Consider the following 14,118-nt stretch of genomic DNA (forward strand, 5'->3'; position numbering starts at 1 on the left):
TGCACAGGCCGCATTTAATGGATATAATCCCGCCCTTTGCCGCAAAACCCTGCGTGTGCGGTAGCAATCTGATCGCCGAGACAACCTCCATGCCGATGTACGATTATCAATGTGCTTCCTGTGGTCATCAGTTGGAAGCCATTCAAAAGATCAGCGATGCACCGCTGGTCGACTGCCCTGCCTGTCAGGCGCCAGAGCTTAAGAAGTTGCTGTCCATGCCGGGCTTCCGCCTCAGCGGCACGGGTTGGTACGAAACCGATTTCAAGACCGGTTCCAAGAAGAACCTGGCCGGCGGCGACAAAGCTGACTAAGGTCTGGAACCTGAGTTGAACGACACGCGTGCTCTTGCATCACCCGGCGACTTTATTAAAGGCGGGGCTGCTGTAGGATCTCCACCGAATTTCGAATTACGAGAAGTGAAACCACGACCATGATGCGCAGCCATTATTGCGGCCAACTGAACGAAAGCCTGGACGGCCAGGAAATTACCCTTTGCGGATGGGTCCATCGTCGCCGTGACCACGGTGGGGTGATTTTCCTCGATATCCGTGATCGTGATGGTCTGGCCCAGGTCGTGTTCGATCCGGACCGCGCTGAAACCTTCGCCGCAGCCGATCGCGTGCGCAGCGAGTACGTCGTGAAGATCACCGGCAAGGTTCGCCTGCGTCCGGCCGGTGCGACCAACGCGAACATGGCGTCGGGCATGATCGAAGTCCTCGGCTATGAGCTGGAAGTGCTGAACGAATCGGAAACCCCGCCGTTCCCGTTGAATGAGTTCTCCGACGTCGGCGAAGAAACCCGCCTGCGCTATCGCTTCCTCGACCTGCGTCGCCCGGAAATGGCCGAGAAGCTGCGCCTGCGTTCGCGCATGACCACCAGCATCCGCCGCTTCCTGGACGAGAACGGCTTCCTCGACGTCGAGACGCCGATCCTGACCCGTGCCACCCCTGAAGGCGCGCGCGACTACCTGGTGCCGAGCCGTACTCACGCCGGTTCGTTCTTCGCCCTGCCGCAATCGCCGCAGCTGTTCAAGCAACTGCTGATGGTGGCCGGCTTCGACCGTTACTACCAGATCGCCAAGTGCTTCCGTGACGAAGACCTGCGGGCCGACCGTCAGCCGGAATTCACCCAGATCGACATCGAGACCAGCTTCCTCGATGAAAAAGAGATCATGGGCCTGACCGAGCAAATGATCCGCAACCTGTTCAAGGAAGTGCTGGATCTGGAGTTCGGCGATTTCCCGCACATGACCTTCGAAGAAGCCATGCGCCGTTACGGTTCCGACAAGCCAGACCTGCGTAACCCGCTGGAACTGGTGGACGTGGCTGATCAGCTCAAGGAAGTCGATTTCAAGGTGTTCAGCGGCCCGGCCAACGACCCGAAATGCCGCATCGCCGCCTTGCGCGTTCCAGGCGGGGCAAGCATGCCGCGCAAGCAGATCGACGATTACACCAAGTTTGTCGGTATCTACGGTGCCAAGGGCTTGGCATACATCAAGGTCAACGAGCGCGCAGCAGGTGTTGAAGGTCTGCAATCGCCGATCGTGAAAAACATCCCTGAGGCCAACCTCAACGTGATCCTCGATCGCGTTGGTGCGGTCGACGGCGATATCGTGTTCTTCGGCGCCGACAAGGCGAAGATCGTCAGCGAAGCCCTGGGCGCGCTGCGGATCAAGCTGGGCCACGACCTGGACCTGCTGACCTGCAAGTGGGCGCCAATGTGGGTCGTCGACTTCCCGATGTTCGAAGAAAACGACGACGGCAGCTTCACTGCCTTGCACCACCCGTTCACCGCACCGAAGTGCACCCCGCAAGAGCTGGAAGCCAACCCGGCTGGCGCTCTGTCCCGTGCCTACGACATGGTGTTGAACGGTACCGAGCTGGGTGGTGGTTCGATCCGTATCCACCGCAAAGAGATGCAGCAGTCGGTGTTCCGCCTGCTGGGCATCAACGAAGCGGAACAGGAAGAGAAATTCGGCTTCCTGCTCGACGCCCTGAAATACGGCGCACCGCCGCACGGTGGCCTGGCCTTCGGTCTGGACCGTCTGGTAATGCTGATGACCGGCGCCCAGTCTATCCGTGAAGTAATCGCCTTCCCGAAAACCCAGAGCGCGGCGGACGTCATGACTCAGGCACCGGGTCAGGTGGATGCCAAGGCATTGCGCGAGCTGCACATTCGCCTGCGCGAAACGCCTAAGGCCGAGTAAGGCTGACCTGAAGGGCGCATCTGTGGATGCGCCTTTTCTTTATCGGCAGAGCAGTTCAAGATTTTTGTTTGTCGGCCGGCGCAATGCAGCGCAGCGGGCAATGTTTCAAAGAGAATTCGGAGCGAGTTATGGCAGGTCATTCCAAGTGGGCGAACATCAAGCACCGCAAAGAACGTCAGGATGCCAAAAAAGGCAAGATTTTCACCAAGTGGATTCGTGAACTGACCGTCGCGGCTCGTCAGGGCGGCGGTGATCCAGGTTCCAACCCGCGTCTGCGCCTGGCATTGGACAAGGCCCTTGGTGCGAACATGAGCCGCGACATCATTGATCGGGCGGTCGCTCGTGGTGCCGGTGCCGCCGATACCGACGACATGGTCGAACTGACCTACGAAGGCTACGGCCCCGGTGGCGTCGCGGTGATGGTCGAGTGCATGACCGATAACCGTAACCGCACTGCGGCCGCTGTTCGTCACGCGTTCAGCAAATGCGGCGGCAACCTCGGCACTGACGGTTCGGTGGCCTATCTGTTCGAACGCAAGGGACAGATCTCCTTCGCGGCCGGCGTTGACGAAGACGCACTGATGGAAGCGGCCATGGAAGCCGACGCTGATGACGTGGTGACCAACGAAGACGGTTCTATCGACGTTTTCACCTCGTTTGCCGGGTTCTATTCCGTGCGTAACGCACTGGAAGCGGCGGGTTTCAAAGGTGACGACGCGGAAATCGTCATGTTGCCGACCACCAGCGCCGAACTCGATCTGGAAGGCGCCGAGAAAGTCCTCAAGCTGATCGACATGCTCGAAGACCTGGACGACGTGCAAAACGTCTATTCCAACGCGGACATCCCGGAGTCGGTGGCTGCACAGCTCGGTTGATTTGCCTTTTGTAGGAGCGAGCTCGCTCGCGAAAAACCTGAGAGCGGCGTTCATTCAAGTCAGCCGCGTTATCGTTGACGTCCATCGCGAGCAAGCTCGCTCCTACATTTAAAGCCCGCAGGCGTTATGACTTTAATTCTTGGTATCGACCCCGGTTCGCGCATCACCGGTTACGGTGTGGTTCGTGATACTGGCCGTGGCTGTGAGTACGTCGCCTCCGGTTGTATCCGCACCGGTGCCGGCGAGCTGCATGAGCGACTGCAGATTGTCTATCGCGGGGTGCGGGAGATCATTCAGACGTACCATCCGGTGACCATGGGGATCGAAAAGGTGTTCATGGCCCGTAACGCCGACTCCGCCCTGAAACTGGGGCAGGCCCGTGGCGCCGCGATCGTGGCAGGTGCCGAGGAAAGCCTGGAAATTGCCGAATACACCGCAACCCAGGTCAAGCAGGCGGTCGTCGGCACCGGCGCGGCCAATAAGGAGCAGGTGCAGATGATGGTCATGCACCTGCTCAAGCTCACCAGCAAACCGCAGATCGATGCTTCGGACGCCCTGGCCATTGCCATCTGCCATGCTCATACCCGCTCCAGCCTGTTGCCCCATGGTCTGGGAGCAGCACGCAGTCGTGGCGGGCGCCTGCGTCTCTGATAGCATCAGCAATCATTTTTATGGAGTGGGGGCGTTTCGCCTGGGTTGTCGGCGGCATTCCCTCGCTCTATCAGTCGCTGGCCCAGAGCTGGCCAACGCTCAAGGATTTGTAACGTGATTGGACGTTTGCGCGGCACCCTGGCTGAAAAGCAGCCTCCGCACCTGATTCTGGATGTAAACGGTCTGGGCTATGAACTTGAAGTGCCCATGACGACCCTTTACCGTTTGCCGTCGGTCGGTGAACCGCTGACCTTGCACACCCATTTGGTCGTGCGCGAAGACGCACAGTTGCTCTATGGTTTTGTCGGCAAGCGTGAGCGCGACTTTTTTCGCGAGTTGATCCGCCTCAATGGTGTCGGGCCGAAACTGGCGCTGGCCTTGATGTCGAGCCTGGAGGTCGACGAACTGGTTCGTTGTGTACAGTCCCAGGACACGTCGGCGCTGACCAAGGTCCCGGGCGTCGGCAAGAAAACCGCCGAACGCTTGCTGGTGGAACTCAAGGATCGCTTCAAGGCCTGGGAAACCGTACCGGCCATGTTCGCCCTGGTGCCGAACCAGCCAGATGGACCAGCCCCGGTGAACACTGCTGAAAACGACGCGGTCAGCGCGCTGATTTCCCTGGGCTACAAGCCCCAGGAAGCCAGTAAGGCGGTTTCTGCAATCAAAGAGAAAGGTTTGAGCAGCGAAGACATGATCCGCCGCGCCTTGAAGGGAATGATCTAAGTGATTGAAGCTGATCGTCTGATCGCTGCCACGCACAGTCCGCGTGAGCGCGAAGAAGTCCAGGACCGGGCGATTCGCCCGGTCAGCTTGGCCGAATACATTGGCCAGCCGACCGTTCGCGAGCAGATGGAGTTGTTCATTCAAGCCGCTCGCGGTCGGAACGAGTCCCTGGATCACACGCTGATCTTCGGGCCTCCCGGCCTGGGCAAGACCACCCTCGCCAACATCATCGCCCAGGAAATGGGCGTGTCGATCAAGAGCACTTCAGGGCCCGTGCTGGAGCGTCCAGGCGACCTGGCGGCGCTCCTGACCAACCTGGAGCCTCACGATGTACTGTTTATCGACGAAATCCATCGGTTGTCGCCGATAGTCGAAGAGGTACTGTACCCGGCCATGGAGGATTTCCAGCTCGACATCATGATCGGTGAGGGCCCGGCCGCGCGTTCGATCAAGCTGGATCTGCCGCCGTTCACCCTGGTCGGCGCAACGACGCGGGCGGGGATGCTGACCAATCCGTTGCGAGACCGTTTCGGGATTGTCCAGCGCCTGGAGTTCTACAACACCGCCGATCTGTCGACAATTGTCAGTCGCTCGGCAAGCATCCTTGGTTTGCCGCTGGATCCGGAAGGTGCTTTCGAAATCGCCCGCCGTGCCCGTGGCACTCCACGAATCGCTAACCGTTTGCTGCGCCGGGTGCGCGACTTCGCCGAAGTTCGCGCCAAGGGCCACATCACCAAGCCGATTGCCGACCTGGCGCTGAACCTGCTGGATGTCGACGAACGTGGCTTCGATCACCAGGACCGGCGTCTGTTGTTGACCATGATCGAGAAGTTCGACGGTGGGCCTGTCGGGGTCGACAGCCTGGCCGCCGCCATCAGCGAAGAGCGTCACACCATTGAAGACGTGCTGGAGCCTTACCTGATCCAGCAGGGTTACATCATGCGCACGCCACGGGGGCGGGTGGTGACGCGGCATGCCTACCTGCATTTCGGTTTAAATATTCCGTCACGATTGGGCGAAATGCCCGTGGTAGACGAGTTTCTCGATGCCGCTGACGATTAATTAACATTGTGTGCTGATTTTTTCGGGCAATGTAGGGTCCCAGGACCGTACTTTCACGTGAAAGCCGCAGAACAATGAAAAACAGTTGCCATGCCGGATTGGCAACCTGAGGAGTAAGCACTAGAGTATGCGCGCGCAAAACGGGCTTGGGCCTTTCGCACATCGCTGTCGCGTTTATTACGAGGACACCGATGCGGGGGGCATCGTGTATTACGTCAATTACCTCAAGTTTATGGAACGGGCTCGAACCGAGCGGCTACGAGATCTGGGTTTTGCCCAATCCACGCTTGTCGGTGAGGACCTGTTGTTCGTCGTGCATTCCAGCGAAGCGCGCTATCACGCGCCGGCGCGACTGGACGACGAACTGCTGGTAAGCGCTGAAGTAATCGAATTGAACCGTGCCAGCCTGCGCTTCAAGCAGCAGGTCAGGCGGGCAACGGATAATGTGCTGCTCTGCGAAGGGCAGTTTCTGGTGGCCTGTGTGCGCACTGAAAGTTTGAAACCCCGGGCCATTCCCGAAGCTCTACGAGCGGCCTTTGCCGACGTGAGCGGCGCGGGTACACACTCAAAGCAGGAGATAAAGCGTGGAAGCTAACGTCGTCGACCATTCCTCCATGTGGAGCCTGGTCAGCAATGCCAGTATCGTGGTGCAACTGGTAATGCTGATCCTGGTAGCCGCATCGGTGACCTCGTGGATCATGATCTTTCAGCGCAGCAACCTGCTGCGCGCCGGTCGACGTGCCCTGGAGAGCTTTGAAGAGCGCTTCTGGTCGGGTATCGACCTGTCCAAGCTGTACCGTCAGGCTGGCAGCAACCCGGACCCTGACTCGGGCGTCGAACAAATCTTCCGTGCCGGTTTCAAGGAATTCTCCCGTCTGCGCCAGCAGTCGGGCGTTGATCCGGAAGCGGTCATGGAAGGCGTGGCCCGTGCCATGCGCGTCGCCATTTCCCGCGAAGAAGAAAAGCTCGAGCAGAGCCTGCCATTCCTGGCCACCGTTGGTTCCGTCAGCCCGTACATCGGTCTGTTCGGTACCGTTTGGGGGATCATGAACTCCTTCCGTGGTCTGGCGACTGCCCAGCAAGCGACCCTGGCCACTGTGGCCCCGGGTATCGCCGAAGCACTGATCGCCACGGCGATCGGTCTGTTCGCTGCCATTCCAGCCGTTATCGCTTACAACCGTTTTGCTGCTCGCAGCGAAACCCTGCTGGGCCGTTACTACACCTTCGCCGACGAGTTCCAGGCGATCCTGCACCGCAAAGTGCACACCAGCGAAGAATAAGCAGGTAATTTCCAATGGCTTTAATCGCTCGAGCTCGCAAAAAGCGCAAGCCGGTCGCCGAGATGAACGTGGTGCCTTACATCGACGTGATGTTGGTGCTGCTGGTCATCTTCATGGTGACCGCACCGATGCTCAATCAGGGCGTGAAAGTTGATCTGCCCAAGGTTTCCAGCGAAGCCTTGCCGCAGGACAACAACACCCAGGTCCTGACCATTTCCATCAAATCCGACAAGACCTACTACTGGAACCTTGGCAGCGAAGTCGACACCGAAAAGCAGCAGGATCGGGCCATGACCCTGCCGCAGATGACTGACGCGGTGACCAAGATCATTCGCGTCGGCAACGAAGGCGGCAAGCGTACCCAGGTCTTCATTCGCGGCGACAAGAGTGTCGATTACGGCTCCGTCATGGGGGCCATGGGCGGGTTGCAGAAAGCCGGGGTCGGTAATGTTGGCTTGATTACCGAGGCGCCCTGATGCAGCAACAGCGAGAGCCGTCCGCCTCGGAAAGCTACTTCTGGCCTAGTGTCTGGGCGATTGGCTTGCACGTGCTGGTGTTCGGCATGCTGTTCGTCAGTTTTGCCTTTACCCCGGAACTGCCGCCGGCCAAGCCGATTGTCCAGGCGACCTTGTACCAGCTGAAATCGAAAAGTCGGGCGACCACCCAGACCAATCAGAAGATTGCCGGTGAAGCGCAGAAATCTGCTGCGCGTCAGACCGAAGTCGAGCAGATGGAACAGAAAAAGGTCGAGCAGGAAGCGGTGAAGGCTGCGGAACAAAAGAAAGAAGAGGTGGCTCAAAAGGCCGAAGAAGCCAAGAAGGCTGACGAGGCGAAGAAAGCGGACGAGGCAAAGAAAGCGGACGAAGCGAAAAAGGCTGATGAAGCCAAGAAAGCCGACGCGGCGAAGAAAACCGCGGAAGCCAAGAAGGCAGAAGAGAAACAATTGGCTGATATAGCCAAGAAGAAAGCCGAAGAAGAAGCCAAGAAAGCTGCGGAAGAAGAGGCCAAGAAAGCGGCCGCTGAAGAAGCCAAGAAGAAGATCGCCGAAGACGCGAAGAAGAAAGCCGCGGAAGACGCCAAGAAGAAAGCTGAAGCTGAGGAGGCGAAGAAGAAAGTCGCCGAGGAAGCGAAGAAGAAAGCGACTGCCGATGCTGCGAAGAAGAAATCGCAGGACGCGGCACGTAAATCCGCCGAAGACAAAAAGGCCCAGGCCCTGGCAGATTTGCTTTCCGACACGCCGCAGCGCCAGCAGGCCTTGGCCGATGAGCAGGGCGACGAAGTCGCCGGCAGTTTCGATGACCTGATTCGTGCGCGTGCAGCGGAAGGCTGGGCTCGTCCACCTTCGGCACGCAAAGGCATGACGGTCGTGTTGCAAATCGGCATGTTGCCGGACGGTACGGTGACTTCGGTCAGTGTGTCCAGGTCCAGTGGCGACGGTCCGTTTGACGCCTCGGCTGTTGCAGCGGTGAAGAATATTGGACGTTTGACAGAAATGCAGGGAATGAAGCCGAGTGATTTCGCTCCGTATCGTTCATTCAAGATGACATTCACACCTGAGGATCTAGCCTTGTGAGAAACCTTCTACGAGGAATGCTGGTCGTTATCTGCTGCATGGCAGGGATGGCGATGGCAGATGAGAAAAACATTCTGGTTACCAGCGGCAGCGATCGGGCGACCCCGATCGCCGTTGTGCCGTTCGGCTTCCAGGGTGGTAGCGTGCTGCCGGACGACATGGCGGAAATCATCGGTAACGACCTGCGCAACTCGGGTTACTACTCGCCGCTTCCAAAGCAGAACATGATCAGCCAGCCGAGCCAGGCCAGCGAAATCATCTTCCGTGACTTCAAGGCGCTGGGTGCCCAGTACGTCATGGTCGGCAGCATTGTGCCGGCGGGCGGTCGCCTGCAGGTGCAATACGCACTGTTCAACGTGGCCACCGAGCAGCAAGTGCTGACCGGCAGCGTGTCGGGCGGCGTCGATCAGTTACGCGACATGGCGCACTACATCTCCGACCAGTCGTTCGAAAAACTCACGGGTATCAAGGGTGCCTTCTCGACTCGCCTGCTGTACGTAACAGCCGAGCGTTTCTCCGAGAACAACACTCGCTACACCCTGCAACGTTCGGACTACGACGGTGCCCGCGCCGTGACCCTGCTGCAATCGCGCGAGCCGATCCTGTCGCCGCGTTTCGCACCGGACGGCAAGCGCATCGCTTATGTCTCCTTCGAGCAGAAGCGTCCACGCATCTTCATGCAGAACATCGACACCGGTCGCCGTGAGCAGATCACCAACTTCGAAGGCCTGAACGGTGCGCCAGCCTGGTCGCCGGACGGCAATCGCCTGGCGTTCGTGCTGTCGAAGGATGGCAACCCGGACATCTATGTGATGAACCTGGGCTCGCGTCAGATCACCCGCGTTACCAACGGTCCCGGCATCAACACCGAACCGTTCTGGGGCAAGGATGGTTCGACCATCTACTTCACTTCCGACCGTGGCGGCAAGCCGCAGATCTACAAGACCAGCGCGGGTGGCGGCGGTGCCGAGCGTGTGACGTTCGTCGGTAATTACAACGCGAACCCTAAACTGTCGGCTGATGAAAAGACGCTTGTCATGATTCACCGTCAGGATGGCTTCACCAATTTCAAGGTGGCGGCCCAGGATTTGCAACGCGGTAGTGTAAAGATCCTCACTGATAGCACTCTGGACGAGTCGCCTACTGTCGCGCCCAACGGCACCATGGTAATCTACGCCACCCGCCAGCAGGGCCGGGGAGTCTTGATGCTCGTGTCCATCAATGGACGCGTAAGGCTCCCGCTTCCTACCGCACAAGGCGAAGTCAGAGAACCTTCCTGGTCCCCTTTCCTGAACTGACGCGGCGCTATACGTTTTACTTAACACACTGGGGTTCATTAGGAGTTTCACGATGGAAATGCTGAAGTTTGGTAAATTTGCTGCGCTGGCACTGGCCATGGCTGTAGCTGTAGGTTGCTCGTCCAAAGGCGGCGACAATGCCGGTGAAGGCGCGGTAGATCCAAACGCTGGTTACGGCGCAAACACTGGTGCAGTTGACGGCTCCCTGAGCGAAGAAGCTGCCCTGCGCGCTATCACCACTTTCTACTTCGAATACGATAGCTCGGACCTGAAGCCAGAAGCCATGCGCGCTCTGGACGTTCACGCCAAAGACCTGAAAGCAAACGGCGCTCGCGTTGTTCTGGAAGGCAACACCGACGAACGTGGTACTCGTGAGTACAACATGGCACTGGGCGAGCGTCGTGCAAAAGCCGTTCAGCGCTACCTGGTACTGCAAGGCGTTTCCCCAGCTCAGCTGGAACTGGTTTCCTACGGCGAAGAGCGTCCAGTTGCTACCGGCAACGACGAGCAGTCCTGGGCTCAAAACCGTCGCGTCGAACTGCGTAAGTAATTCGTCATGCGAACGTGCCGTCGTGCTGTAACTGTTTTGGCTCTCAGTCTCGCACCGTTTGCGGTGTGGGCTGCGGTTCCTGTGGTCGAGGACAACTCCGGCTATAACAATAGCGGGAGCAGTTATCCGCCTGCGGGTTACGGTACGAACGGCGCCTTTGCCGGGGGAGGGGTTTCGACTCCTGTCTCGGCGCAGGGCCAGCTGTTCAACCAACTGCAACAAATGCAGGAACAGATCTCGCGCCAACAGGGTGTGATCGAAGAACTGCAAAATGATGTAGCGCGCATGAAGCAGGAAAACCTGGAGCGATACCAGGATCTTGATCGGCGCATAGGAACCGGCGTTGCACCAGCCGCGACTCCTCAAAATTCTTCCACCGGTGGTGATTTGAATGCCCCCGGCGCAGCCGCAGGTGCGGCAGCTGGCGCAGCCGCTGCTCAAGCACCCGCCGCAGGTAGCGAACCGGCAGATCCAGCGAAGGAAAAGCTCTATTACGATGCTGCCTTCGACCTGATCAAGGCCAAGGATTTCGACAAGGCCAGCCAGGCTTTCGCCGCATTCCTGCGCAAATACCCGAATAGCCAATACGCGGGCAATGCCCAGTACTGGTTGGGCGAAGTGAATCTGGCCAAAGGCGATCTGCAAGGTGCAGGTCAGGCATTTGCCAAGGTTTCGCAGTTGTATCCGAAACACGCCAAAGTGCCTGATTCGCTATACAAGCTTGCTGATGTGGAACGCCGCCTGGGTCATACCGACCGGGTCAAAGGTATTCTGCAGCAGGTTGTGTCCCAATATCCGGGCACTTCCGCCGCTCAACTGGCCCAGCGCGATCTGCAGAAAATGTAAGCCTGCTTGACCCGTTTTGAAGAAACCCGCGCTTGTCGCGGGTTTTTTCGTTAGAATTCACACCCTTTTCTGAAACACGCTTTTTGGGATCTGCGCATTGCCGGGGTTCCTTGAAGTGCCTGACGGAGGCGGACAGCCTGTTTAGCTGTTACGCCCGTGGCGACTATGCAAGACACATTGAGAATCACCGAAGTTTTCTACTCGTTGCAGGGTGAAACTCGGACTGCCGGGCTGCCCACTGTTTTTGTGCGCCTGACCGGATGTCCGTTGCGTTGCCAATACTGCGACAGCGCCTACGCGTTCACCGGCGGGACCATCCGCACCCTCGACGATATCCTCGAGCAGGTCGCCGGTTTTCGTCCGCGATATGTCTGTGTCACGGGCGGCGAGCCCCTGGCGCAACCCAACGCCATTCCCTTGCTCAAGCGCCTGTGTGACGCTGGTTACGAAGTGTCACTGGAAACCAGTGGTTCTATTGATATCTCGGCAGTAGATTCCCGGGTCAGTCGTGTTGTCGACCTGAAAACCCCGGGTTCGAAGGAAGCGCACCGTAACCGCTACGAAAACATTGAGCTGCTCACGCCCAACGATCAGGTGAAGTTTGTCATCTGCTCGCGGGAGGACTATGACTGGTCCGTTTCCAAGCTGATCCAGTACGGTCTTGACCTGCGTGCCGGCGAAGTCCTGTTCTCGCCAAGTCACCATGATCTCAATGCCCGGGACCTGGCGGACTGGGTGGTGGCGGACAATCTGCCAGTGCGTTTGCAATTGCAGCTGCATAAATATCTATGGAATGACGAGCCGGGGCGCTGAAATGACTGAACAACTGAACACTCCTGAAAAACGTGCAGTCATCCTGCTGTCCGGTGGCCTGGACTCGGCGACCGTAGTGGCCATGGCGCGCGCCGAAGGCTACAGCTGCTACACCATGAGCTTCGACTACGGTCAGCGCTCTCACGCCGAACTGTACGCCGCCGAGCGTGTGGCGCAGGACCTGGGTGTGGTCGAGCACAAGGTGATCGGTCTGAACCTCAACGGCATAGGCGGCTCGGCGTTGACCGACAGCAGCATCGACATTCCGGAAGAGTTGGGTGAGGGCATTCCGGTGACTTACGTGCCTGCGCGTAACACCGTGTTCCTGTCTCTGGCCCTGGGCTGGGCTGAAGTGCTCGGTGCACGCGACATCTTCATCGGCGTCAATGCGGTGGATTACTCCGGTTACCCGGACTGCCGTCCCGAGTTCATTGAGTCGTTCGAACGCATGGCCAACCTGGCGACCAAGGCCGGCGTGGAAGGCAATGGTTTCCGCATTCAGGCACCGCTGCAAAACCTCAGCAAGGCGCAGATCGTCCAGGAGGGCGTGAAGCTTGGCGTGAACTACGGGCTGACCGTTTCCTGCTATCAGGCCGACGATAATGGTCGTGCGTGCGGCAAGTGCGACAGCTGCCGACTGCGCGCAGAAGGCTTTGCGGCAGCCGGAATCAGCGATCCAACTCCTTATTTTTGATTTATTTCAAAATAGGTGTTGAATAGTCCTTAAAAATCAGTATTATACGCGCCACCACACAGCGGGTCGTTAGCTCAGTTGGTAGAGCAGTTGGCTTTTAACCAATTGGTCGTAGGTTCGAATCCCACACGACCCACCATTTTTGGCGGTTTAGAAAATCCGGAAGGCCCACGCAAGTGAGGATTTCCGGGTTTTTTTTTGCCCGCGATTCAAGTCCGCTTCGCTGCGGGCTGCTGCGCATGACGCAAGTCAGAATCACCTTTTGCATCCTTCCGATATTCTGTAGCCTTGCGCAGCTTCAACGCTGTCCGTGCCTGATCAATACTCACTTTCCCGGCGGTACCCCGATGGGTCCGGAGCCGGGTGTATACTCGACTTTCGCGCGAATGCGCCTGCAGGTCTTGCGAACATGACGCAAATTTCCGAACGCCTTCTGGTTCAAGCCCACCTCGACGCCAAGCAGCCCAAGCCGCTGACCGCCGATGAAGAGGCTTATTACCGTGCTGCCATCGCTGCCGAGCTCAAGGCTCAGGACGCGGTGCTGGTGGCCCATTTCTATTGTGACCCTGTGATTCAGGCGCTGGCCGAAGAGACGGGTGGTTGTGTCTCCGACTCGCTGGAGATGGCCCGCTTCGGCAATGCCCATCCAGCCAAGACCGTGGTCGTCGCCGGCGTGAAGTTCATGGGCGAGACCGCCAAAATCCTCAACCCGGAAAAGCGCGTGCTGATGCCGACGCTCGAAGCGACCTGTTCGCTCGACCTGGGCTGCCCGGTGGACGAGTTTTCCGCGTTCTGCGATCAACACCCGGAGCGCACGGTGGTGGTGTACGCCAACACCTCCGCTGCGGTAAAGGCCCGAGCGGATTGGGTCGTGACTTCAAGCTGTGCGCTGGAAATCGTCGAAAGCCTGATGGACAACGGCGAGACCATCATCTGGGGCCCGGACAAGCACCTGGGTACCTACATCCAGCGCCAGACCGGTGCCGACATGCTGCTGTGGGACGGTGCCTGCATCGTTCACGAAGAGTTCAAGTCCAAGCAGCTTGAAGACATGAAGGCGCTGTACCCGGATGCCGCGATCCTGGTGCACCCGGAGTCGCCGACATCGGTGATTGAACTGGCCGATGCCGTGGGTTCCACCAGTCAGTTGATCGCGGCGGCACAGAGCCTGCCGAACAAGACGCTGATCGTGGCGACCGACCGCGGCATCTTCTACAAGATGCAGCAGCTGTGCCCGGACAAGGTCTTTATCGAAGCCCCGACGGCAGGTAACGGCGCGGCGTGCCGCAGTTGTGCGCATTGCCCGTGGATGGCCATGAACACCCTTGAGCGCACGCTCAAGGCGTTGAAGGAAGGGACGAACGAGATCTTTGTCGACCCGGCGCTGATTCCACAGGCGATTCGTCCGCTCAAGCGCATGCTCGATTTCACCCAGGCGGCGCGGATGAAGCTGGCCGGTAACGCTTAACGTCAAAAGCTAAGATCAAAAGATCGCAGCCTTCGGCAGCTCCTACACGGTTTCGTTTACACCTGTAGGAGCTGCCGAA

Annotated in this window: 16 protein-coding genes and 1 tRNA gene; all 17 read left to right on the forward strand. The window is 58.6% G+C overall.

All coding sequences use genetic code 11. The features are described 5' to 3' along the window. The first annotated feature begins 89 nt into the window (after positions 1–89). The 17 genes from KW849_RS01655 to nadA all read left to right on the forward strand — a co-directional run bounded on the left by KW849_RS01655 (position 90) and on the right by nadA (position 14,039). Positions 90–311 (forward strand): FmdB family zinc ribbon protein, encoded by a 222-nt coding sequence (locus KW849_RS01655; RefSeq protein ID WP_032829812.1) that lies wholly within the window; start codon positions 90–92, stop codon positions 309–311. Between the two features lie 119 nt (positions 312–430). Beyond that, the gene (aspS, locus tag KW849_RS01660) at positions 431–2,206 is read left to right on the forward strand and encodes an aspartate--tRNA ligase (protein WP_108215097.1); all 1,776 of its coding nucleotides are present in this window, start codon (positions 431–433) and stop codon (positions 2,204–2,206) included. A gap of 128 nt (positions 2,207–2,334) precedes the next feature. Next, positions 2,335–3,081: a YebC/PmpR family DNA-binding transcriptional regulator gene (locus KW849_RS01665; RefSeq protein WP_046042206.1), complete on the forward strand. Its 747-nt coding sequence runs from the start codon at positions 2,335–2,337 to the stop codon at positions 3,079–3,081. A 126-nt stretch (positions 3,082–3,207) separates the two neighbouring features. Then, positions 3,208–3,732 carry a crossover junction endodeoxyribonuclease RuvC gene (gene ruvC / locus KW849_RS01670; protein ID WP_218427086.1) on the forward strand — a complete coding sequence of 175 codons (525 nt, stop codon included), beginning with the start codon at positions 3,208–3,210 and terminating at the stop codon, positions 3,730–3,732. Positions 3,733–3,846: 114 nt separating this feature from the next. After that, positions 3,847–4,455 carry a Holliday junction branch migration protein RuvA gene (gene ruvA, locus KW849_RS01675; protein WP_007995640.1) on the forward strand — a complete coding sequence of 203 codons (609 nt, stop codon included), beginning with the start codon at positions 3,847–3,849 and terminating at the stop codon, positions 4,453–4,455. Further along, complete coding sequence (gene ruvB, locus KW849_RS01680; RefSeq protein WP_046042209.1) at positions 4,456–5,517, forward strand: Holliday junction branch migration DNA helicase RuvB; 1,062 nt, start codon at positions 4,456–4,458, stop codon at positions 5,515–5,517. Positions 5,518–5,644: 127 nt separating this feature from the next. Next, positions 5,645–6,112: a tol-pal system-associated acyl-CoA thioesterase gene (gene ybgC / locus KW849_RS01685; protein ID WP_218427088.1), complete on the forward strand. Its 468-nt coding sequence runs from the start codon at positions 5,645–5,647 to the stop codon at positions 6,110–6,112. After that, positions 6,102–6,797 (forward strand): protein TolQ, encoded by a 696-nt coding sequence (gene tolQ, locus KW849_RS01690; RefSeq protein ID WP_007897030.1) that lies wholly within the window; start codon positions 6,102–6,104, stop codon positions 6,795–6,797. Before ybgC ends, tolQ begins: the two co-directional genes overlap by 11 nt. Before the next feature lie 23 nt (positions 6,798–6,820). Next, positions 6,821–7,273, forward strand: coding sequence for a protein TolR (gene tolR, locus KW849_RS01695; RefSeq protein ID WP_162135951.1), 453 nt, complete (start codon positions 6,821–6,823; stop codon positions 7,271–7,273). Then, positions 7,273–8,370, forward strand: coding sequence for a cell envelope integrity protein TolA (gene tolA, locus KW849_RS01700; RefSeq protein WP_218427090.1), 1,098 nt, complete (start codon positions 7,273–7,275; stop codon positions 8,368–8,370). The genes tolR and tolA overlap by 1 nt, the downstream gene beginning before the upstream one ends. Before the next feature lie 17 nt (positions 8,371–8,387). Further along, positions 8,388–9,668, forward strand: coding sequence for a Tol-Pal system beta propeller repeat protein TolB (gene tolB, locus KW849_RS01705; RefSeq protein ID WP_218427092.1), 1,281 nt, complete (start codon positions 8,388–8,390; stop codon positions 9,666–9,668). Between the two features lie 52 nt (positions 9,669–9,720). After that, positions 9,721–10,218, forward strand: a complete 498-nt coding sequence (gene pal, locus KW849_RS01710) for a peptidoglycan-associated lipoprotein Pal (protein ID WP_003178634.1) — start codon at positions 9,721–9,723, stop codon at positions 10,216–10,218. Positions 10,219–10,224: 6 nt separating this feature from the next. Continuing rightward, entirely contained in the window at positions 10,225–11,064 is an 840-nt protein-coding gene (gene ybgF / locus KW849_RS01715; RefSeq protein ID WP_218427094.1) for a tol-pal system protein YbgF, read from the forward strand. Positions 11,065–11,229: 165 nt separating this feature from the next. Then, positions 11,230–11,877, forward strand: a complete 648-nt coding sequence (queE, locus tag KW849_RS01720) for a 7-carboxy-7-deazaguanine synthase QueE (protein WP_008047363.1) — start codon at positions 11,230–11,232, stop codon at positions 11,875–11,877. Position 11,878: 1 nt separating this feature from the next. Further along, positions 11,879–12,571: a 7-cyano-7-deazaguanine synthase QueC gene (gene queC, locus KW849_RS01725; protein WP_218427096.1), complete on the forward strand. Its 693-nt coding sequence runs from the start codon at positions 11,879–11,881 to the stop codon at positions 12,569–12,571. Positions 12,572–12,634: 63 nt separating this feature from the next. Continuing rightward, a tRNA-Lys gene (locus tag KW849_RS01730) sits at positions 12,635–12,710 on the forward strand. A 270-nt stretch (positions 12,711–12,980) separates the two neighbouring features. Continuing rightward, positions 12,981–14,039 (forward strand): quinolinate synthase NadA, encoded by a 1,059-nt coding sequence (gene nadA / locus KW849_RS01735; RefSeq protein WP_015096595.1) that lies wholly within the window; start codon positions 12,981–12,983, stop codon positions 14,037–14,039. The last annotated feature ends 79 nt before the right edge of the window (positions 14,040–14,118 follow it).

The sequence above is a fragment of the Pseudomonas sp. PDM26 genome, from assembly GCF_019219185.1.
Classification (GTDB): domain Bacteria; phylum Pseudomonadota; class Gammaproteobacteria; order Pseudomonadales; family Pseudomonadaceae; genus Aquipseudomonas.